This is a genomic window from Amycolatopsis sp. YIM 10 (assembly GCF_009429145.1).
In the GTDB taxonomy this organism is placed as follows: domain Bacteria; phylum Actinomycetota; class Actinomycetes; order Mycobacteriales; family Pseudonocardiaceae; genus Amycolatopsis.
Genome location: NZ_CP045480.1, coordinates 9,297,284 through 9,318,292, shown reverse-complemented (window position 1 = coordinate 9,318,292; position 21,009 = coordinate 9,297,284). Strand labels below are relative to the sequence as shown.

General features: G+C 69.3%; 16 protein-coding genes. 12 read left to right on the top strand and 4 right to left on the bottom strand.

The features are described from left to right. Positions 1-19: 19 nt before the first annotated feature. Positions 20-436 carry a succinate dehydrogenase hydrophobic membrane anchor subunit gene (locus tag YIM_RS43145; protein WP_153035852.1) on the bottom strand — a complete coding sequence of 139 codons (417 nt, stop codon included), beginning with the start codon at positions 434-436 and terminating at the stop codon, positions 20-22. After that, on the bottom strand, positions 436-882 hold the full coding sequence (sdhC, locus tag YIM_RS43140; RefSeq protein ID WP_153035851.1) for a succinate dehydrogenase, cytochrome b556 subunit: 447 nt from the start codon (positions 880-882) through the stop codon (positions 436-438). Before sdhC ends, YIM_RS43145 begins: the two co-directional genes overlap by 1 nt. A 334-nt stretch (positions 883-1,216) precedes the next feature. Here sdhC and YIM_RS43135 point away from each other — a divergent pair, with 334 nt between their 5' ends. The 10 genes from YIM_RS43135 (at position 1,217) to YIM_RS43090 (ending at position 15,819) form a co-directional block, all read left to right on the top strand. Then, positions 1,217-4,081 (top strand): glycoside hydrolase family 95-like protein, encoded by a 2,865-nt coding sequence (locus YIM_RS43135; RefSeq protein WP_153035850.1) that lies wholly within the window; start codon positions 1,217-1,219, stop codon positions 4,079-4,081. A 4-nt stretch (positions 4,082-4,085) separates the two neighbouring features. Then, positions 4,086-4,856: a hypothetical protein gene (locus YIM_RS43130; RefSeq protein ID WP_153035849.1), complete on the top strand. Its 771-nt coding sequence runs from the start codon at positions 4,086-4,088 to the stop codon at positions 4,854-4,856. A 14-nt stretch (positions 4,857-4,870) separates the two neighbouring features. Continuing rightward, positions 4,871-6,874, top strand: a complete 2,004-nt coding sequence (locus YIM_RS43125) for an NPCBM/NEW2 domain-containing protein (RefSeq protein WP_228004373.1) — start codon at positions 4,871-4,873, stop codon at positions 6,872-6,874. Between the two features lie 10 nt (positions 6,875-6,884). Then, complete coding sequence (locus tag YIM_RS43120; protein WP_153035848.1) at positions 6,885-8,720, top strand: glycoside hydrolase family 97 protein; 1,836 nt, start codon at positions 6,885-6,887, stop codon at positions 8,718-8,720. 278 nt (positions 8,721-8,998) lie between these two features. Further along, on the top strand, positions 8,999-10,114 hold the full coding sequence (locus YIM_RS43115; protein WP_370469050.1) for a BMP family protein: 1,116 nt from the start codon (positions 8,999-9,001) through the stop codon (positions 10,112-10,114). 88 nt (positions 10,115-10,202) lie between these two features. Further along, the gene (locus YIM_RS43110) at positions 10,203-11,765 is read left to right on the top strand and encodes an ABC transporter ATP-binding protein (RefSeq protein ID WP_153035846.1); all 1,563 of its coding nucleotides are present in this window, start codon (positions 10,203-10,205) and stop codon (positions 11,763-11,765) included. Continuing rightward, entirely contained in the window at positions 11,762-12,871 is a 1,110-nt protein-coding gene (locus tag YIM_RS43105; protein WP_153035845.1) for an ABC transporter permease, read from the top strand. The genes YIM_RS43110 and YIM_RS43105 overlap by 4 nt, the downstream gene beginning before the upstream one ends. 35 nt (positions 12,872-12,906) lie before the next feature. Beyond that, on the top strand, positions 12,907-14,145 hold the full coding sequence (locus tag YIM_RS43100) for an ABC transporter permease (protein ID WP_153037627.1): 1,239 nt from the start codon (positions 12,907-12,909) through the stop codon (positions 14,143-14,145). Further along, complete coding sequence (locus YIM_RS43095; protein WP_228004372.1) at positions 14,138-14,536, top strand: cytidine deaminase; 399 nt, start codon at positions 14,138-14,140, stop codon at positions 14,534-14,536. Before YIM_RS43100 ends, YIM_RS43095 begins: the two co-directional genes overlap by 8 nt. 5 nt (positions 14,537-14,541) lie before the next feature. Beyond that, the gene (locus YIM_RS43090; RefSeq protein WP_153037625.1) at positions 14,542-15,819 is read left to right on the top strand and encodes a thymidine phosphorylase; all 1,278 of its coding nucleotides are present in this window, start codon (positions 14,542-14,544) and stop codon (positions 15,817-15,819) included. Between the two features lie 68 nt (positions 15,820-15,887). Here the strand turns inward: YIM_RS43090 and YIM_RS43085 are convergent, their stop codons facing one another. Continuing rightward, a complete protein-coding gene (locus tag YIM_RS43085) occupies positions 15,888-16,985 on the bottom strand; it encodes a PA containing protein (RefSeq protein WP_153035844.1) in 1,098 nt (365 codons plus the stop codon). Between the two features lie 256 nt (positions 16,986-17,241). Here YIM_RS43085 and YIM_RS43080 point away from each other — a divergent pair, with 256 nt between their 5' ends. Together YIM_RS43080 and YIM_RS43075 are read left to right on the top strand one after the other, a co-directional pair. After that, on the top strand, positions 17,242-18,348 hold the full coding sequence (locus YIM_RS43080) for an adenosine deaminase (protein ID WP_370468927.1): 1,107 nt from the start codon (positions 17,242-17,244) through the stop codon (positions 18,346-18,348). A 118-nt stretch (positions 18,349-18,466) separates the two neighbouring features. Further along, positions 18,467-19,651, top strand: a complete 1,185-nt coding sequence (locus tag YIM_RS43075) for an MFS transporter (RefSeq protein ID WP_153035843.1) — start codon at positions 18,467-18,469, stop codon at positions 19,649-19,651. A gap of 49 nt (positions 19,652-19,700) precedes the next feature. Here YIM_RS43075 and YIM_RS43070 read toward each other — a convergent pair whose 3' ends face one another. Then, complete coding sequence (locus tag YIM_RS43070; protein ID WP_153035842.1) at positions 19,701-20,960, bottom strand: primosomal protein; 1,260 nt, start codon at positions 20,958-20,960, stop codon at positions 19,701-19,703. Positions 20,961-21,009: the final 49 nt, after the last annotated feature.

Below are 21,009 nucleotides of genomic sequence, written 5' to 3'. Positions count from 1 at the left end.
CAAGACCGTGTGTGGTGGGTTAGCTGGCCGGCATGTCCGGGTCGAAGGTGAAGATCACCATGGTGCCCACGGCGAGGATCAGCACCATCGAGACGTAGAGCACGATCTTCAGCCAGAAGCGCGTGCTGTCCTTGCGCGCGTAGTCGTCGATGATCGTGCGCACGCCGTTGCCGCCGTGCAGCTGGGCCAGCCACAGCATGGACAGGTCCCAGAACTGCCAGAACGGCGACGCCCAGCGGCCGGCCACGAAGCCCCAGTTGATCCGGTGCACGCCGCCGTCGAGGATGTTCATGATGAACAGGTGCCCGAGCACCAGCACCATCAGCGCGACGCCGGAGATGCGCATGAACAGCCAGCTGTACAGCTCGAAGTTGCTGCGCCGGGCGGCCGGGCGCCGCGGGCTGCGCGGCTTGTCGAGTGGAAGCGCTGCGCTCATCAGTGACCGCCTCCGAACATCGTGCTGACGGTCCGCTCCAGCATGAAGTAGGTGCCGGGGACCATCACCAGCACCCACAGCCCGACCAGGCTCCAGAGCATCTGCTTCTGGTAGCGCGGGCCCTTCGACCAGAAGTCGACCAGGATCACCCGCAGCCCGTTGAGCGCGTGGAACAGCACGGCACCGACCAGGCCGACCTCGATGAGGTTGACGATCGGCGTCTTGTAGGTCTCGATGACCTCGTCGTAGGCGTTCGGGGAGACGCGGACGAGCGCGGTGTCGAGCACGTGGACAAAGAGGAAGAAGAACGTGAGCACGCCGGTGATCCGGTGCAGGACCCAGGACCACATGCCGGGGTCACCGCGGTAGAACGTCCCGTTCCGGCGCGAGGCACCCGCCCGATCGCTTTGCGCCGCTTCGCTCGCGGCGCCAGCAGTGGTGGACATCGGTGAACGGCCTCCAACGTCACTGATGGACTTTAACCCCGGTGACCCTGGCTTCGGCGTGCTCACCTGCGACTTCTCCGGCGAAGGCGCCTTGGTCAAGGTCATCGGGCGTGGATGCAGAGGATGCTAGACCTGCCCTTGACGCGGGGCTCACCCTCGGGTTGCCGTATGTGATGAGCGTTATGTCCGGGCGGCCCGGCTGACCCGTCGCCGCGAGAGCGCTTACATCTGATCTATCGGCCATCCGTGTGCTCGATGTTGTGGGATGTTGACCGGTTTTGTCTTCGGTCATACGTTGTCCAACGCCCTAGACATCCGATCAATGGAGTTCTGGATGCCTCATTTCGGCGAGTTCTCCCGACGACGGCTGCACGGACTGGCCGGTGGTGTGCTCGCCGGGGCGGTGCTGGGTGCGCCACCCGCGCTGGCCGCGCCGACCGCGCCGACCGCGCCGGCCGTTCCGGAAGCGAGTGGCTGGCTTCGCGACCGGATGCGCACGGACGACGAGTGGGCGCGCTTCCTCGCCGGGCAGGATCTCGTCTGGCAGCGCGTGCCCCGGACCTGGTACGAAGGTCCGTTCCTCGGCAACGGCTTTCTCGGCGTGCAGGTCTACCGCGAGCCGGGCGCGAACGCGCTGCGGTTCACCGTGGACCACAGCGAGGTGCAGGACCACCGCCCGAAGTTCGGCAACGAATGGGGCGTCGCGCGGCTGCCGGTCGGCCGGGTGCGGCTGACCCCGGTCGGCGAGATCACCGGCGTCGACCTGCGGCTGGACCTGTGGAACGCCGAGCTTCGCGGCACTGTTTTCACCACCTCGGGTGAACTGGCGATTCGCTCTTTCGTGCAGGCCGAGCGCGATCTGTTCCACCTGGAGGTCCGGCCGGACGGTGGCGAGCGCGAGTTCGGGCTGGAGTTCACCCCGCTCCCCGCGGTCAGCCCGCGCACCGTCCGGGAGGATCCGCCGGCGAGCCTCACCCCCAACCCGCCGCCGGTCACCACCACCGAGGGCGAGCTGACCGTGGTCGTGCAGCCGATGGTCGCGGGTGGACAGACGGCGACGGCGTACCGCGTGCGCCGCTCGCCCGACGGCGGAGACCTGCTGCTCTCGACGGCCCACAGCCATCCGGCGACGGACGCGGAGCACAAGGTCCGCTCGACCATCGCCGAGCCGGCCGACGAGCGGGCCCACCGCGACTGGTGGCACGCCTTCTACCGCCGCAGCTTCCTGTCCATTCCGGACGCTCTGCTCCAGAGCTTCTACTGGATCCAGCTGTACAAGCTCGCGTCGGCGGCACGGGCGGCGGCGCCGGTGATGGCGACCACCGGCCCGTGGATCGAGCCGACGCCGTGGCCGTCGGTGTGGTGGAACCTCAACGCGCAGCTCGAATACTGGCCCGTCTACGGCTCGAACCACCTGGAGCTGGACCCGATCCCGCGCACCGTCCGGGAAAACCGGCAGGTGCTGGTCGACGGCCTGCGCCCGGAGTACCGGCACGACTCGATGGGCCTGCGCCGCAGCACGGACGCGCGGTTCGCCGACGCCGGCTACGTCGGTGTGCCGAACCCGGACAGCGACGCGGAGATCGGCGACCTGCCGTGGCTGATGCACAACGTCTGGCTGACCTACCGGCACACGATGGACACCTCGGTGCTGCGCGACGTGTTGTTCCCGGTGCTGACCAAGGCGGTCAACTACTACCTGCACTTCCTGTACCTGGGCCCCGACGGCCGGATGCACCTGCCGCCCACCTTCTCGCCCGAATACGGCCGCGCGCCCGACTGCAACTACGACCTCGCCCTCATCCGGTGGAGCTGCGCGACACTGCTGGAGACCGCGAAGATCCTCGGCGTCTCGTCGCCGCTGGAGCCGAAGTGGCGCGAGGTGCTGGACAAGCTCGTCGACTATCCGGTCGACGCCAACGGGTTCATGGTCGGCGCCGGGGTGCCGTTCGCGAAGTCGCACCGCCACTACTCGCACATGCTCGCGGTTTATCCGCTGTACCTGGTCAACGCCGAACAGCCGGGTGAACGCGAGCTGATCGAGCGGTCGCTGGAGCACTGGATCAGCTTCGAGGGCGCGCTCCGCGGCTACAGCTTCACCGGCGCCGCCTCCATTTCCGCGCAGCTGAACCGCGGCGACGACGCACTGGCCCACCTGCGCGAGTTCGTCGCGAGGTTCGCGCAGCCGAACACCAACTACTACGAGGCCGGCCCGGTGATCGAGACGCCGTTGTCCGGGGCGCAGTCCTTGCACGACATGCTGTGCCAGAGCTGGGGCGGGGTGATCCGGATCTTCCCGGCGGTGCCCGGTGCCTGGGCCGACGTGACCCTGCACAACTTCCTGGCCGAAGGCGCGTTCGAGGTGAGTGCCGTGCGCAAGGCCGGGACCACCCGGTTCGTGCGCGTCCGCAGCCTGGCCGGACAGCCGCTGAAGCTCAGGCCCGGGATCGACGGCCCGCTCACGGTCGCCGGTTCGGGTGGGCGCGTGAAGTGGACCGAACTGCCCGGCGGCGTGCTGGAGATCGACCTGCCGAAGCACGCCGAAGTGCTGGTGCACCGGAAGGGACCGCGGCCGGACCTGGTCATCGAGCCGGTGCGGACCACCGTGCCCGCCCCGCCGTGGGGCCTGCCCGAGCTGCCGCCCGGTGGCGCGTCGGTGCCGGTCGACCTCACCGCGTTCCTCACCAACGACGCCATCACCAGCGAGTTCTACCTCGGCGACGGCGACTTCGACGGTGCGGGCAACACCTATCCCGCCGCTCAGCTGCCCCAGACCGGGAAGGTGGTCGACGACGGCATCGAGTTCGTCTTCGTCAACGGCCACGAAGGCACGCCGAACAACGTCGTGCCCGGTGGTGGGCCGATTGCCTTGCCAGAGGGTGCCTACGGCGTGCTGCACCTGCTCGGCGCGAGCGACAACGGCAACACCAACTCCACGATGACCATCACCTACACCGACGGCTCCACCGCGGAGCTGCCGCTGAAGCTCACCGACTGGCGGGCGTCCGCCGCGTTCGGGGAAAGCGAGGCGATCACCACCAGTCAGCTGCACGCCAAGGACGGGCCGAAACCGGTGAAACTGGCGATCTTCCACCAGGCGATCGAGCTGGACCCGGCTCGCTCCCCGAAATCACTCACCCTGCCCGCCACCGCCAAGCCTCGACCGCACCTGTTCGCGATCACCTTGGAGAAGGGATGAGGAAATGGCTGAACTGGATCGGCGAAGAGCCATCGCGATGGGCGCCGGCGTGCTCGGTGCCGGGTTGCTCGCCCCGGCGCCCGCGCACGCGGCGTCCTGGACGCTGAAGTGGAACCCGGACCCGGCGAAGGACGGACTCGGTGCCTTCGAAGGGCTGGAGGACGACCGCGCCGGCTCACACCCGGGCGTCAAGCACATCTACATCGCCGACGGCGCGTACCGCTTCGACATGCACACCCAGGATCGCGACGGCTCCGACCGGCAGCGCAACGAAGCCAAGGGCATGCGCTCCGGCGGCACCGCGTTGAAGATCGGCAAGGACACCACCTGGCGCATCACCTACCAGGCGTACTGGCCGAGCACGCTCATCGCGACCACCAAGTTCACCCACATCATGCAGATGAAGGTCCAGGACGTCGGTGGTCCACTGTGGACGCTGACGCCGCGGCAGAAGTCCACGCCCCGGCTGACCGTGCTGACCCTGCGCGACGACGATTCGAACATCGAGCACGACCTCACCGGGTACACCGCGCTGCAGAACAAGTGGATCGACCTCGAATTCGAGTTCAAGGCTTCGAACAGCGGCGGTTATCTGCGCGTGGTGATCCGCGACGGCGGCACCACCGTGGTCGACTACCGGACCACGAACGTCGACCTGTGGCGTGACAAGAACTACCTGCGCCCGAAATGGGGCATCTACCGCAGCATCGAGAGCGCGGGACTGAAGAACACCTATCAGCTCATTCGCGGTTACCAGGCATACCAGTTCGTCTGAGAAAGGCGGAAGTGGTGAAAACCTTCGTACGCACCATGCTCGCTGCCGTTCTGGTGACCTCCGGCCTGACCATCGCACCCGCGGCGCGGGCGTTGCCGGACGGCCTCGCGCCGACCCCGCCGATGGGGTTCAACAACTGGAACACCACCGGCTGCGACATCAACGAGCAGATGATCCGCGACATGGCGGATCTTTTTGTCAGCAAGGGACTCAAGGACGTCGGCTACGAGTACGTGAACGTCGACGACTGCTGGGCCGCGGCCGAACGGGATCCGGTGACCGGGCGGTACCTGCCGCACCCGGTGAAGTTCCCCAGCGGCATCAAGGCGCTCGCCGACTACGTGCACGGCAAGGGCCTGAAGTTCGGCATCTACACCAGCGCCGGGGTGCGGACCTGCGCCAAGACGATGCCGGGTTCGCTCGGTTTCGAGGACATCGACGCGCAGACCTTCGCCGACTGGGGTGTCGACTACCTCAAGTACGACAACTGCAACAACCAGGGCGTGCCCGCAATCGAGCGCTACACGAAGATGCGGGACGCGCTGAAGAAGACCGGCCGTCCCATCGTCTATTCGCTGTGCGAATGGGGCGAGAACAAGCCGTGGGAATGGGGTGCCGAGGTCGGGCACCTGTGGCGGACCACCGGCGACATCAACGACACCTGGGCCAAAACCGTGGACCTGTTCAAGCGCAACGCGCCGCTGGCGCAGTACGCCGGGCCGGGCCACTGGAACGACCCCGACATGCTCGAAGTCGGCAACGGCGGCATGACCACCACCGAGTACCGCTCGCACTTCGGGCTGTGGGCGATGATGGCCGCGCCGCTGCTGATCGGCTCCGACCTGCGGGAGATCTCCCCGGAGCACCTGGACATCCTGCGCAACAAGGAGGTCATCGACCTCGACCAGGACAAGCTCGGCAAGCAGGCCGACATCGTTTCCGGCGGCGAAGGCCGCTGGGTGCTGCGCAAGCCGCTGGCCAACGGCGACGTCGCGGTCGCGTTGTTCAACGAAGGCGAGGCGCACCAGCGGATCTCCACCAGCGCGGCGGAACTCGGCCTGCCGCCGCGGCCGGGGTACGCGCTGCGGGATGTGTGGCAGCACAAGGACTTCCAGACCGCGGGCCGGATCTCCGCACTGGTGCCGCCGCACGCGACGGTGATCTACCGGATCGAGGTCGGCGCGCACGACTGGGCGCGGTACGAACCGCTGGTCAGCACGGGCCTGGAAATCGCAGCGCACGCACCGGGAGTGCCCGGCACGATCACCCCGGCCGGGCAGCCGTTCGAGGTCACGGTCTCGGCGACCAACCACGCGCGGGTCCCGGTGGCTGGAGTGCGAGCCGAGTTGCGCGCGCCCGATGGCTGGCCGGTCGAGCAGTTGGCGAAACCGGGGAAGTGGCTGGTCGGCACGGAAGAAGCGGCGACCGCGCGCTGGCGGGTGGTACCACCGGCCGGCGCGGAAGGCAGCACGGCCGAGCTGACCGGCACCGTCGGCTACCGCACCTTCGGGCACGGCACCGGCGGTTCGACCTCACCGGCGACGGTGACCGTGCCACCGGCGCCGCCCACCGGGGCCGGTGCGCTCAGCGACGTCGGCTGGGTGCTGGCGCGCAACGGTTACGGGCCGCCCGAGAAGGACATGTCCAACGGCAGCGTGCCCGCCGGTGACGGCAAACCGCTGACCATCAACGGGGTCACCTACGCCAAGGGGATCGGCGCGCACGCGGTGAGCGAAGTGGTCTTCTTCCTCGACGGCCGGTGCTCGGCCCTGACCACCGACGTCGGCGTCGACGACGAACGCGAACCGGCGCAGCAACGCGGTTCGGCGAGCTTCGAGATCTGGGCGGACGGCCGCGTGGCCGCCGCGAGCGGGGTCCGCACCTGGCAGGACCCCGCCACGACGCTGTCCGCCGACCTGACCGGAGCCCGCTTCCTGCGGCTCGTGGTCACCGACGGCGGGGACGGCAACGCCTACGACCGCGGTGACTGGGCGGGGCCCCGGCTCACCTGTCAGTGAGGAAGGCTCAATGAGGAAACGCGCGATAGCGGCCGCCGTGCTGGTGGCCGGTTCGATGACCGTCGCCGTGCCCGCGCTCGGCGCCGCGGGCGAGCACTGGACGATCACCGCGCCCGGGATGTCCACGCGGGCGGGCGCTCCGGTCGCGGAGGTGGCGCTGGACCAGGCGGGCAGGCTGAGCCTCGGCGTGCGCCGCGGGGCGACCACCGTGCTGGAGCAGTCGGCGCTGGGCCTGGAGGCGGCGCACGCCGACTTCACCACCGGGCTGGAACTCACCGGCCTGACCCAGCGGGTGGTCAGCGAGCAGTACTCCACCGTCACCGGGCGCCGGAAGCAGCACAGCCTGGAGGCGTCCGAGCTGACGCTGAAGCTGACCGCCGAATCCGGGCAGCCGTTCGAGCTGGTGGTGCGGGTGGCCGCGGACGGGGTCGCCTACCGGTACGTCGTGCCGAGCCCGAAATGGGTGACCGTGGTGCGGGAGGCCTCGGAGTTCCGGGTGCCCGGCGAGGCGGACTCCTTCCTGCTGCCCTACGACAACGGCCGCGGCGACTACGAAAGCGCGCACACGCACGCGAAGGTGTCCGCCCAGGCGCCGGTGGAATACGGCTACCCGTCGCTGTTCCACGTCGGCGACAGCTGGCTGGCCCTCATGGAGTCCGATTTGGACGGACGATACGGCGGCTCCCGGCTGAAGCTGGACGACGGCTCGTTCCGGCTCGTGCTGCCCGATCCGACGGAGACCTCGACCGGGCCGCTGGCCACACCGTGGCGCACGATGGTGGTCGGCGACCTGGCCACGGTCACCGAGAGCGATCTGGGCACCGACCTGGCGAGCCCGTCGAAGATCGCCGACACCTCGTGGATCAAGCCGGGCGTCGCGGCCTGGTCGTGGTGGGCCGAAGGCACCGGTGACCTGCAGAAGCAGAAGAACTACGTGGACTACGCGAGCAAGCAGGGCTGGGAGTACAACCTGGTCGACTCCGGCTGGGACGCGAGCTGGATCCCCGAACTGGTGACCTACTCGAACCAGCGGAACGTGAAGACGTGGCTGTGGGTGCGCTGGCAGACCATCGACACCGACAGCGAGCGCGAGAAGCTGTTCAAGCAGTACGCCGACTGGGGCGCGGCCGGGCTCAAGATCGACTTCGTGGAGTCCGACGGGCAGGACCGCATGCGCTGGTACGACGAGGTCTTCGAGGCGGCGGCGAAGTACCGGCTGATGCTGAACTTCCACGGCGCGCCGATCCCGCGCGGCACCGAGCGGACCTGGCCGCACGTGGTCACCGTGGAGGCGGTCAAGGGCGCGGAGGGCACCAAGCCCAAGCCGGGCAGGCAGCCGTTCCCCGCCGAGCACTACCTGACCCTGCCGTTCACCAGGAACCTCACCGGCTCGATGGACTTCACCCCGGTGACCTTCAGCGGGGTGCGGCCGAACAGCGACGCCGGTGAGCTGGCGTTGTCCGTGGTGTACGAATCCGGGGTGCAGCACTTCGCGGACAGCCCGGCCAACTACGCGAAGCAGCCGCTGGCCGAGCAACTGCTCCGCGTGGTGCCGACGACCTGGGACGAGACGAAGCTGCTCGACGGCGACCCCGGCAAGCGGGCCGTGCTGGCGCGGCGCTCCGGCGCCGAGTGGTTCGTCGGCGGCATCATCGCCGGGGAGGCGACGCGGCTGTCCACCGGTCTCGGCTTCCTGCCGCCCGGGAACTGGATCGCCGAGGTGTACGCGGACGGTGCCGACCAGAAGATCACCTTCTCGACGCAGCAGGTGACCCCGGCTTCGGTGCTCGACCTGCCGGTGGCGAAGCACGGCGGTTTCACCGTGCACCTGCGACCCGCGTCCTGAGCTGGGCGTTCCGCTCTCGTGGGGTCCCACAAAGCGCCTTGTGGGACCCCACGCTTCGGTGACCATGAGTACACGATCGATCGCACGGACGAATCGTGAACAAACATTTGGGTTACGTAGCGTGCCGTCGATGTGTCCCGGTCATGGCGGCCGGGTACGGTTCGCCCGTCGAACCCGGCAGTGGGGCCGGGTTGTTCGCGGGCACCGTTGTGAAAGAGCAGCGGGGAGGGAGAAGCACCGTGCGCGGTACACGCAATCGCACACTGGCCGCCGTCGCCATGGCCGGTGTGCTGGCGCTGGCCGGTTGTGCGAAGGATTCCGGCAACACCGGCGGTGATGCCGCCGCACCCGCCGACCAGGGCGCGCAGGGTTGCGTCACCGCGCCCAAGCCGCCCGCCGCGGCCCCTGGCGCGACGAGCCAGGCCCAGGACGGCGAGAAGGTGGACGCCTCCAAGCTGAAGGTCGGACTGGCCTACGACGTGGGCGGCCGCGGGGACGCCTCGTTCAACGACGCCGCCGCCGCGGGTGCCGACAAGGCCAAGGCCGAACTGGGCGTGCCGGCGATCAGCGAGAGCACCGCCACCGGCACCGAGTCCGAGGACTCGAAGCAGCAGCGCCTCAACCAGATGGCCACCGAGGGCTTCAACCCGATCATCGCGGTCGGCTTCGCCTACGCGGACTCCATCAAGGCGGTCGCGCCGAAGTTCCCGGACACCAAGTTCGCCATCGTCGACGACGACTCGGTGCAGGCGCCGAACGTCACCCCGCTGGTCTTCGCCGAGGAGCAGGGCTCGTTCCTGGCCGGCGTCGCCGCGGTCTACAAGAGCAAGAGCTGCCACGTCGGCTTTGTCGGCGGCGTGGACACCCCGCTGATCCAGAAGTTCGAGGCGGGCTTCCTGCAGGGCGTGAAGGCGGCTTCGTCCAAGGCCAAGATCGAGGACGAGTACCTCACGCCGGCCGGTGACATCTCCGGGTTCAACGACCCCGGCAAGGGCAACATCAAGGCCGCCGCGCAGATCAACAAGGGCGCGGACGTCATCTACCACGCCGCCGGCGCCTCCGGCAAGGGCGTGTTCGAGGCCGCGAAGTCCTCCGGCAAGGCGCTGGCCATCGGGGTGGACTCCGACCAGTACAACCAGAAGACGGTGGAGAACGCCAAGGACGTGATCATCACCTCGATGATCAAGCGCGTCGACGTGGCGGTCTTCGACTTCATCAAGGCCGTGGCCAAGGGTGACACCACCACCCTGCCCAAGCGGTTCGACCTCAAGGTCGACGGTGTCGGCTACGCCACCTCCGGTGGCAAGGTCGACGACATCAAGGACGTGCTGGACGGGTACAAGGCGCAGATCATCAGCGGCGCCATCACCGTGTCCGACAAGCCGCAGAAGTAAATCCGCTAGCTCACACACGCGTGGGGCCCTCCGGCGGCGAACCCGTCCGGCGGGCCCCCCGCGTTGTTTCCGGGAGTCATTCGTAGTCATGACACAGCCGCAGCCCGAGCCCGGGTCACGCAGGCCGGTGGTCGAACTGACCGGGATCACCAAGCGCTTTCCCGGCGTGGTCGCCAACTCCGACGTCAATCTGACCGTGTACGAGGGCGAGGTGCACGCGGTCTGCGGGGAGAACGGCGCCGGCAAGTCCACCCTGATGAAGATCCTCTACGGCATGCAGCGGCCGGACGAGGGCACCATCACCGTCAACGGTACCCAGGTCGAGCTGCGCAACCCGCAGGACGCGATCAGGGCCGGGATCGGCATGGTGCACCAGCACTTCATGCTCGCCGACAACCTGACCGTGCGCGAGAACGTGCTGCTCGGCGCCGAGTCGCTGCACGGCATCGGCCGCGCGGCCAAGGCGCGGCTGGCCGAACTGGCCGAGCGCACCGGCCTGCGCGCCGATCCGGACGTGCTGCTGGAGGACCTCGGCGTGGCCGACCGCCAGCGGGTCGAGATCGTCAAGGTGCTCTACCGCGGCGCGAAGATCGTCATCCTGGACGAGCCGACCGCGGTGCTGGTGCCGCAGGAGGTCGACGCGCTGTTCGAGACCGTGCGCGACATGCAGCGCCAGGGTTTCACCTTCATCTTCATCTCGCACAAGCTCGACGAGGTGCGCGCGATCGCCGACTCGGTGACGGTGATCCGCCGCGGCACCACGGTCGGCTCGGCCGACCCGAAGAAGATCAGCTCGCGCGAGCTGGCCGAGATGATGGTCGGCAGCGAACTGCCCAGCCCGGAGACCCGCGAATCCACCGTTACCGATCGCGACGTGCTCCGGATCTCGGGGCTGCGCCTGGAGGTCGACGGCTCGGACCGCGCGGTGCTCGACGACATCTCGTTCAGCGTGCGCGCCGGTGAGGTGCTCGGCGTGGCCGGGGTCGAGGGCAACGGGCAGACCGAGCTGGTCGAGACGATCATGGGCATGCGCAAGGCCACCGGCGGCACGGTCGAACTGGTCGACGCCGACGGCAAGGCCCGCAACCTGACCAAGCTCGGCACGCTCGCCCGCCGCGAGGCCGGTATCGGCTACATCGCCGAGGACCGCACGCGGCACAGCCTCCTGCTGACACAACCGTTGTGGGCCAACAGAATTCTCGGGTACCAGACGCGCAAACCGGTGGCCAGCGGGCAACTGCTGGACATCGCGGGCGCGCGCAAGGACACCGAGCGGATCGTCGCCGACTACGACGTGCGGACCCCGGGCATCGACGTGCCCGCCGCCGCGCTCTCCGGCGGCAACCAGCAGAAGCTCGTGGTGGGCCGGGAACTCTCCGGCGACCCGGTGCTGCTGATCGCCTCGCACCCGACGCGCGGCGTGGACGTCGGCGCGCAGGCGCTGATCTGGGAGCAGATCCGCGTCGCCCGCGCGAACGGGCTGGCCGTGCTGCTGATCTCCGCGGACCTGGACGAGCTGATCGGGCTGTCCGACACGATCCGCGTCATGCTGCGCGGGCGCCTGGTCAGCGAGGCCGATCCGGCGACCGTGACGCCGCAGGAACTGGGCTCGGCGATGACCGGTGCCGCTGAAGAAGGTGAAGTCGCATGAGTTCGTGGCGCACCAAGCTGCTGCCACCACTGCTGGCGATCGTGTTCGCCGTGCTGATCTGCACGGTGGCGCTGCTGATCTCCGGGGCCGACCCGCTGCGGGCGTTCGGCACGATGATCGCCCAGTTGTTCAAGGGCACCACCGCGATCGACACGCTGAACCTGGCCACGCCGTACTACCTGGCCGGGCTCGCGGTGGCGATCGGCTTCCAGATGAACCTGTTCAACATCGGCGTGGAGGGCCAGTACCGGTTCGCCGCGGTGGTCGCCGCGATCGCCGGTGGCGCGCTGCACCTGCCGCCGGTCATCCACGCCGTGGTGATCATCCTGGTCGCGGTGCTGGCGGGCATGCTCTACGCGGCCATCCCGGCGGTGCTGAAGGTGACCCGCGGGGTCAGCGAGGTCATCTCGACGATCATGCTGAACTCGATCGTCATCGGCATCATCGCCTTCCTGATCAATCCCGACCAGTTCGGCGTGCAACGCGGCAACAACGTGCACACCGAGCCGATCGACGGTTCCGGCCTGATCCCCGGCATCCCGCTCGGCGGCCTCGGTGAGCTGTTCGGCTTCGTGCTGATCGCCATCGCGGTCGGCGGCGCGTACTGGTTCATGCTCAACCGCACGCGCTTCGGCTTCGAGCTGAAGGCCAGCGGCGAGTCGACCACCGCCGCCGCGGCCGGTGGTGTGAACGCCAAGAAGATGACGCTGATCGCGATGCTGCTCTCCGGTGGGGTCGCCGGGCTGGTCGCGCTGCCGGAACTGCTCGGCCGCGACCACGTCTACGCCATCACCGCCGCGCAGGGCTACGGCTTCACCGGCATCGCGGTGGCGCTGCTCGGCCGCAACCACCCCGCCGGCATCGCGCTCGGCGCGGTGCTGTGGGCCTTCCTGGACAAGTCGGCGGTTTCCCTGGAGCAGATCCAGGTGCCGAAGGAGATCGCCACCATCATGCAGGGCACGATCGTGCTGTCCGTCGTGGTCGCGTACGAGATCGTGCGGCGCGCCGACCTGGCCGCCGAACAGCGGCGCGTCGGCCGGGCACTGGCGGGCAACGGCCGCAAGCGCGGCAAGCCGGCCGACGTCAGCGAAGGGGGTGCGGTGTGAGCGTGCCGACCGATACCAACCCGGCGCCCGCGCCGATGACCGTGACCGAGGCCAAGCCGAAGCGGCGGCTGCCGGGCTGGGCCCGCGCGATGATCTGGGCCGCGGCGGCGCTGGTGGTGCTGTCCACCACCTCGTACCTGACCGGCGTGCCCGACCTGACCTCGTCGAACACCTCGCAGACGGCGTTGCGCCTCGCCCTGCCGATCCTGCTGGCCGGGCTCGGCGGGCTGTGGGCCGAACGCTCCGGCGTGATCAACATCGGCCTCGAGGGCATGATGATCCTCGGCACCTGGGGCGCGGCCTGGGGTGCCTACTACGGCGGCCCGTGGGCCGGGCTGGTGGCCGCGATCGTGCTCGGCGCGCTCGGCGGCCTGCTGCACGCGATCGCCACGGTCACCTTCAACGTCAACCACATCGTCTCCGGGGTGGCGCTGAACCTGCTCGGCCTCGGCGTGGCGAAGTACCTGGCGAGCCTGGTGTTCCGGCCGCTGTCGGGCAATCCGAAGCAGTCGCCGCCGGTGGAGAAGTTCGACACCTACTCGGCCACCTTCCTCTCCGACTGGCTCGGTGACCTGGAGGACGCGCAGCGGGTCGGCATCTCCGACGTGGCGGGCATCGTGCGCGGCCTGATCACCGGTGTCTCACCGCTGGCCATGCTGGCGATCCTGCTGATCCCGGTGAGCTACTGGATTCTCTGGAAGACCCGGTTCGGCCTGCGCCTGCGTTCGTGCGGGGAGAACCCGGTGGCCGCGGAGTCCCTCGGCGTGAACGTCTACGTGCACAAGTACGTGGCGCTCGCGGTGTCCGGCGGGCTCGCCGGCATGGGTGGCGCCTCGCTGGTGCTGCTGCCCGGTGGCGCGGACTACCTGGAGAACCAGACCAACGGCCGCGGCTTCATCGGCCTGGCCGCGATGATCTTCGGCAACTGGCGGCCGGGCGGCCTGCTCGGTGGCGCGGCGCTGTTCGGGTACGCCGACGGCCTGCAGCTCTCCGGTGGCGGGTCGGCGGTGCTGGCGCTGCTCTACGGCGCGGTGATCCTGCTCGGCGTGATCGTGGTGATCCAGCTGATCCGCCGCAAGTGGGTGGCGGCCGCGCTGGGCGTGGTCGGCGCCGGGATCCTGTACTTCATCTACTGGTCCAACGACGAACTGCCGAGCGACCTGATCCCGTACTCGGCGCACTTCGTCACGATCATCGTGCTGGCGGTGGCGTCGCAGCGACTGCGGCCACCGAAGAAGATCGGCGCGAAGTACCGGCGAGGCGAAGGTGACTGAGTCTTCTGTGGACTGGGACGCGTTGCGGGCGAGCGCGGTTCGCGCCGCGCAGCTCGCTTACGCGCCGTACTCGGGACTTCTGGTCGGCGTCGCGGCCATTGTGGACGATGGCCGCGAGATCACCGGGTGCAACGTGGAGAACGCCTCGTACGGGCTCGGCCTGTGCGCGGAGTGCACGATGGCCGGGCAGCTGCGGCTCTCCGGTGGTGGCCGCCTGGTCGCGGTCGCCTGCCGCAGCGGTGACGGCGACCTGCTGATGCCGTGCGGCCGGTGCCGCCAGCTGCTCTACGAACACGGCGGTCCCGAGTGCCTTGTGGACACCCCGAGCGGCATTCTCCCGATGTCCCAGGTGCTTCCGGACGCCTTCGGCCCGGAGCACCTGCCCGCATGAGCGCCGTGGAACCGTTCGCCGCCGTCGACGTCATCCGGTCCAAAAGGGACGGTGGACGGCTGAGCGACGAGCAGATCGACTGGGTGGTCGGCGCGTACACCCGCGGCGTGGTCGCCGAGGAGCAGATGTCCGCGCTGGCCATGGCGATCTTCCTGCGTGGCATGGATTCCGGCGAGATCGCGCGCTGGACCGGCGCGATGATCGACTCGGGCGAGCGCCTTTCGCCGGCGGTGTCCCGGCCGACCGTGGACAAGCACTCCACCGGCGGTGTCGGCGACAAGATCACCCTGCCGCTGGCGCCGCTGGTGGCCGCGTGCGGGGCGGCCGTGCCGCAGCTGTCCGGGCGCGGGCTCGGCCACACCGGCGGCACGCTCGACAAGCTGGAGTCCATTCCCGGCTGGCGGGCGGCGCTGTCCACCGAGGAGATCACCCGGCAGCTCGACGAGGTGGGCGCGGTGGTCTGCGCGGCGACGCCGTCGCTGGCCCCGGCGGACCGCAAGCTCTACGCGCTGCGGGACGTGACGGCCACCGTGGAGTCCATCCCGCTGATCGCCAGCTCGATCATGAGCAAGAAGATCGCCGAGGGCTCGGCGGGCCTGGTGCTGGACGTCAAGACCGGCTCCGGCGCGTTCATGAAAACCAGGGCGCAGGCCGTGGAACTGGCCGAGGCGCTGGTGGCCATCGGCAAGGCACACGGCGTGGCGACCACCGCGCTGATCACCGAGATGGGCACCCCGCTGGGCCGCGCGGTCGGCAACGCGGTGGAGGTGGCCGAGGCGATCGAGGTGCTGCGTGGTGGTGGTCCGGCGGACGTGGTCGAACTGACCGTGGCGCTGGCACGCGAGATGCTGGCGCTGGCCGGGCTGCCCGAGGTGGACCCGGCGGCCGTGCTGGCTTCGGGGGAGGCGTACGAGACCTGGTGCCGGATGATCCGCGCCCAGGACGGCGACCCGGAGGCCGCGCTGCCGGTGCCGAAGCACGTCCACATCGTGGAAGCTCCGGCGGACGGGGTGCTGTCCACACTGGACGCCTACGCGGTCGGCGTGGCCGCCTGGCGGCTCGGCGCCGGACGGGCGCGCAAGGAGGACCCGGTGCAGTACGCCGCGGGCATCCTGTGCCACGCGAAACCGGGAGACCGGGTCACCGCCGGGGCGCCCCTGCTGGAGCTGCACACCGACACCCCGGAAGCCGTCCCGAGCGCCCTGCGCGCCCTGGACGGCTCGTTCACCATCACCGACACGGCTCCCGCGCCGAGCCCGGTCGTCCTGAACACCTTGCGCTGACCGGGTCCCGGACGTGACAGTGGGGCGGCGCCCCGAAGGGTGCCGCCCCACCTCTGTGTCGGATCAGCTCAGCTGTCGCTGCTGTCTTCGCCCTCACCGGAGGACTTGGCCTTGGCGTCGGCGGCCTTCGGCGCGCGGCCGTTGCGGGCGCGCCGCGGCTGCCGCGGGGCGGGCGGGGACACCGCGACCACCGGCTGCGGCGAAGCGGGCCCGCCACCGAGCATCAGCTCGGCGAAGGTGGCCATCGCCTCGTCCAGCTGGCCGCCGATGCGCCGCTCGGACTCCTCGTTGCTCTTGCGCACCAGCGAGGTCACCGAGTCGGTGTCGGGGCGGGCGTTCAGCGTGCCCTCGACCTTCGACAGGCCGCTCTTGATCGAGCCGTCCAGGTCGCCGAGCTGCGCGGCGAAGCCGTCCTCGACCTTGTCCAGCCTGCTGCCGAGGTCGTCGAGGCGGTTGGTGACCTGCTCGAGCCGGTTGCCCAGCTTCTCCAGCCGGTCGGAGGCGTCGATCATCTCGCCGGTCTCGGTCAGCGCGGTCTTGAGCGCCTCGGTGTTCTGGCCGATGCGGTCCTTGGTGGCGCTGTCCAGGTCCTCGATCCGGGCGCGCAGGTCGCTGTCGCCGGCGTCGATCCGCTCACGCAGCGTGGCCTCGGCGGTGTCGATGCGCTCGCGCACCGGGCCGTGCACCGACTGCGGGATCGAGTCGAGCTTGCTGTCCTGCTTGTCCAGGTGGCCGTTCAGCTCGTCGATGCGGCGGTGGATGTTCTGGAGCTTGTCCTCCAGGCCGTCCATCCGGCCGGCCACGCCTTCGAACCGGGCGCCGACGCCGTCGAGCCGACCGTCGAGCTGGGCGAACGGCTTGGCCAGCTTGTCCACCAGGCCGTCCACCGCGCGGGCGATCTCGGCGAGCGCGTTGTCCTGCGCTTCCAGCCGGGACATCGCCTCGTCCAGCCGCTCGGCCAGCACGCTGACCTCGGTCCGGTCGGGCAGTTCGGAGAGTCGCTTGCGCACCGCGCCCAGTGAGTCCACCGGGGCCAGACGGGCGTAGATGTCGTCGAGAGCGTCGAAGATCTGCTGCTGCTCGCTCTCCCTGACCTCGGCGGCGCGCACCAGCATGTTGCGCATCCGGTCGAAGGACGGGGCCCCAAGGTGGTTGTCTGTGGTCACTGCGGTGTCCTCCGTCGGGGAAAAGGGACTGGGGCCGAGCTTAGCGATCGTCCAATTGCTCACAGTATCCGGCCCGTGAAATGTAAATGTCACGCTCAACTCGATGGCCGATTAGGGTCCATGATCGAGAAAGCTCTGGGTAAAGTCGAGACTCAGAGTTACGGCCACGTAGGTGACCGATGTTCACCACAGTAGCCCGCCCCGCAAGACCCGATCGGCGCAGCCCCTCAGCGGTGCGCGCAAGTACCGTTGTCGCATGTCGTCCGATATGCCGTCCCAGACTCTGGACCCCGAAAACATCCGCCGTGTGCCCAAGGTGCTGCTGCACGACCACCTCGATGGCGGATTGCGCCCCGGCACGGTGATTGATCTCGCTGACTCGATCGGTTATCGAGGCCTGCCCACGACCGATGTGGGTGAGCTGGGCCGGTGGTTCCGTGACGCGGCGGATTCGGGCTCGCTGGAGTCGTACCTGGAGACCTTCGCGCACACCTGCGGGGTCATGCAGACCGAAGAAGCACTGGTCAGAGTGGCCGCGGAGTGCGCGGAGGACCTCGCGGCCGACGGGGTGGTCTACGCCGAGGTCCGGTACGCGCCGGAGCTGTTCGTCGAGCGCGGCCTGTCACTGCCCGCCGTGGTCGAAGCCGTGCAGGAGGGGTTCGCCGAGGGTGAGCGCCGGGTCGCGGCCAAGGGCGGGCGGATCCACATGAGCACGCTGCTCTGCGCGATGCGACAGCACGCCAGGGCACACGAGATCGCCGAGCTGGCGGTGCGCTACCGCGACAATGGCGTGGCCGGTTTCGACATCGCCGGTCCGGAGGCCGGATTCCCGCCCACCCGCAACCTCGACGCATTCGAGTACCTGCGCACCAGCAACGCCCATTTCACCATTCACGCAGGTGAGGCCTTCGGGCTGGCGTCGATCTGGGAAGCGATTCAGCACTGCGGTGCCGAGCGACTCGGGCACGGCGTGCGGATCGTGGACGACATCAAGACCTCCGCCGGCGGGGAAGTCCAGTTGGGACGGTTGGCGAACTACGTGCGCGACCGCCGGATCCCGCTGGAGCTGTGCCCCTCCTCCAACGTGCAGACCGGCGCCGCGCCCTCGATCGCCGAGCACCCCATCGGCCTGCTCACCCGGCTTCGCTTCCGGGTCACGGTGAACACCGACAACCGGCTGATGAGTGGTTGCACCATGTCCAGCGAGTTCGCCTTGCTGGCCGAGGCCTTCGGATTCGGCTGGGCCGATCTCCAGTGGTTCACGATCAACGCGATGAAGTCCGCATTCCTCGATTTCGACAAACGGCTCGATATCATCAATAACGTGATCAAGCCCGGTTATGCGGACTTGATCGGTTCTTGACCTGCGCGCTACTTCCAGCCCCGTCCGGACGCGGCTTTCCGGGCGGGGCTTGATTTATTTAGCCTTGCGAAGTAAAGTCCAAATGGTAGGAGTTGGCTCCCACTATTTGGGAGGACGCATGGCGCAGACGGTCACCGCGAGTCGCCGCCGCTGGCTGGTACTGGCGCTCGGGCTGCTCGCACAGGCCGCGAGTTGCGCCTTTCTCTACGGCATCCCGTTCCTGGTGCCGGTGCTCCAGGAGATCGAGGGGCTGTCCCTCGCCGCCGCCGGCGCGGTGGTGGCCGCACCTTCCATCGGGCTATTGCTGACCCTCATCGTGTGGGGCGCCGCGGCGGACCGTTACGGAGAGCGACTGATCATGGCGCTCGGCCTCGGCGCCTCCGGCCTGCTGCTGAGCTACACCGCGTTGAACCCGACTTCACTGCCCGTGTTGTTCAGCGTTTTCCTGCTCGCCGGTGCCGCCACGGCGTCGGTGAACGCCGCCAGCGGACGGGTGGTGATGGGCTGGTTCAGCGCGAGCGAGCGCGGCATGGCGATGGGCTTGCGGCAGACCGCGCAGCCGATCGGCGTCGGCATCGCGGCGCTCGCGCTGCCGCCGCTCGCCCAGGCGCACGGCTGGCGCGCCGCGTTGTTGTTCCCCGGGCTGCTGGCGATCCTCGTCGCGGTGCTCGTGGCCGCACTGGTCACCGATCCGCCGCGCCCGGAGCCGGTCGCGGGCGCACCGGCCAAACCGCCGTCGCCGTACCGCACGCCCGTGCTCTGGCGACTGCACGGCGCGAGCGCGCTGCTGGTGGTGCCGCAGTTCGCCGTTTCGGCCTTCGCGCCGGTCTACCTGGTGGCCGTGCGGGACTGGAGTCCGCTGGCCGCCGGTTGGTTCCTGGCCGCCGTGCAGGCGCTGGGCGCGCTCGCGCGCATCGGCACCGGGTACTGGTCGGACCGGGTGGGCAGCAGGCTGCGCCCGATGCGCCGGCTCGCCGTCGCCAGCGCGGCGGTGATGCTGCTGGTCGCCGCCGGGGACGCCACCGCACCCTGGCTGGTGGTGATCGCACTGGTGCTGGCCGCGGTGATCAGCGTCAGCGACAACGGCCTCGGCTTCACCGCCTCCGCCGAACTCGCCGGACACGCGTGGGCGGGCCGCGCGATGGGCGCGCAGAACACCGGCCAGAACATCGCGGCGGCGGCCACGCCGCCGCTGCTCGGCCTGGTGATCGGCGATTCCCGTTACGCGCTGGCGTTCTGCGTGGCCGCGGTCTTCCCGCTACTGGCCATCTGGCTGACCCCAGTACACGCCGAACGGGACTAGGTGTTTGAAGCTGGCTTGCGTGGCGGTGCGGCCGCCGGGACTAGTGCGACTAGTGCGTGCGCAGGCGATCCTCGAAGGACTCGACCAGCTTGCGCCAGGCGCCTTCCTCGGCGTCGAACGGAGCGCTCGGCGCGAGGCGCGTCGGGTCCGGCTCGATCACGAAGTTGACCAGCCAGCCCAGGCTCTCCGACTTCTGCAGCGCCTCGCCGACGCTGTCGTCGTCGGCCCAGTCGGCGGTGTCGGTGAGCAGTTCCACCGCCAGCTCCAGCTGGGTCGGGTCGATCGCGTCGATGCCCTCGGCGATGTCCTCGTCCAGCCCGGCCAGCACGTAGGTGTTGTCCTCGTGGACCTCGATCTCCAGGTCCCCGCCGGTGGCCTTGGCCAGTACTTCGTCCCAAGTGGACACTTCGGCCAGCTCGCTGCCGGCCAGTTCCTTCGGCTCGGCCAGCGCCCTGGACAGCGCGCGCGGCGAGCTGTAGACGTCGATCCGGCCGTCGGAGCCGAGGAAGATCGGCTCGTCGTCGAGGTAGCAGCGCAGCGAGTAGTACTCGTCGGACTTGGTGACGATCTTGATCGGGTCGATGCCGACCTCGGCCCAGAACCCGGTGGGCGCCTCGTCCTCTTCGGCCTCGGCGTCATCGCCGTCGACGGCTTCGAGGTCGTCGTCGGTGCCCTCGGCCGCGGCGGCCTCCGCCTCGGCCGACTCCTCCAGGAACGTCGCCAGCTCCTCGGCGGTCTGCTCCAGCAGGGTGGCGTCCACGTCCGGCACGGTGACCAGGCCGTCGATCGCGTCGAGCACGACGTCCCACTTCTCGGAGACGGCCTCGGACAGATCGGTCCACAGGCGCTCGCCCTCGCGGCCGGTGAACGGCAGCCTGCCCTGCTCCAGCAGCGAGAAGCCCTCGCAGCTGTCGAGCACCTCGTGCACCTCTTCGAGCTCGCAGACGTCCGCGAGCGAGCGCACGATGCCGACGATCTCGGCGAGTTCACCGATGGTCCAGGAGTCCGGCTCCTCGGCGACCAGCTCGGGCACGCCGACCAGGTCGTAGGAGTGGTCGTCGTCCGGGATCAGCTCCGGCACGTTCAGCGCGGGCACCGCGTGCCACGCCGGGTGGTCGATCAGGTCGTGCTGTTCGGCCGTCCGGACGAACGCGGCGAGGTGGGCCGCGTCGGGGAAGGCGTACAGGTCCTCCTCGTCGCCGAGGAAGGCTTCCCATTCCTCGCCGTCTTCCCGCCAGCGCGGTGCCCAGAGGGTCACCAGGTCACCTTGGGGCAACCCGAGCTCGACCGGGACGATGTCCTGTGCCATTACCTGTCCTCCGCCAATCACCCACCGTATGCGCTCCGGTCCAGGCTTC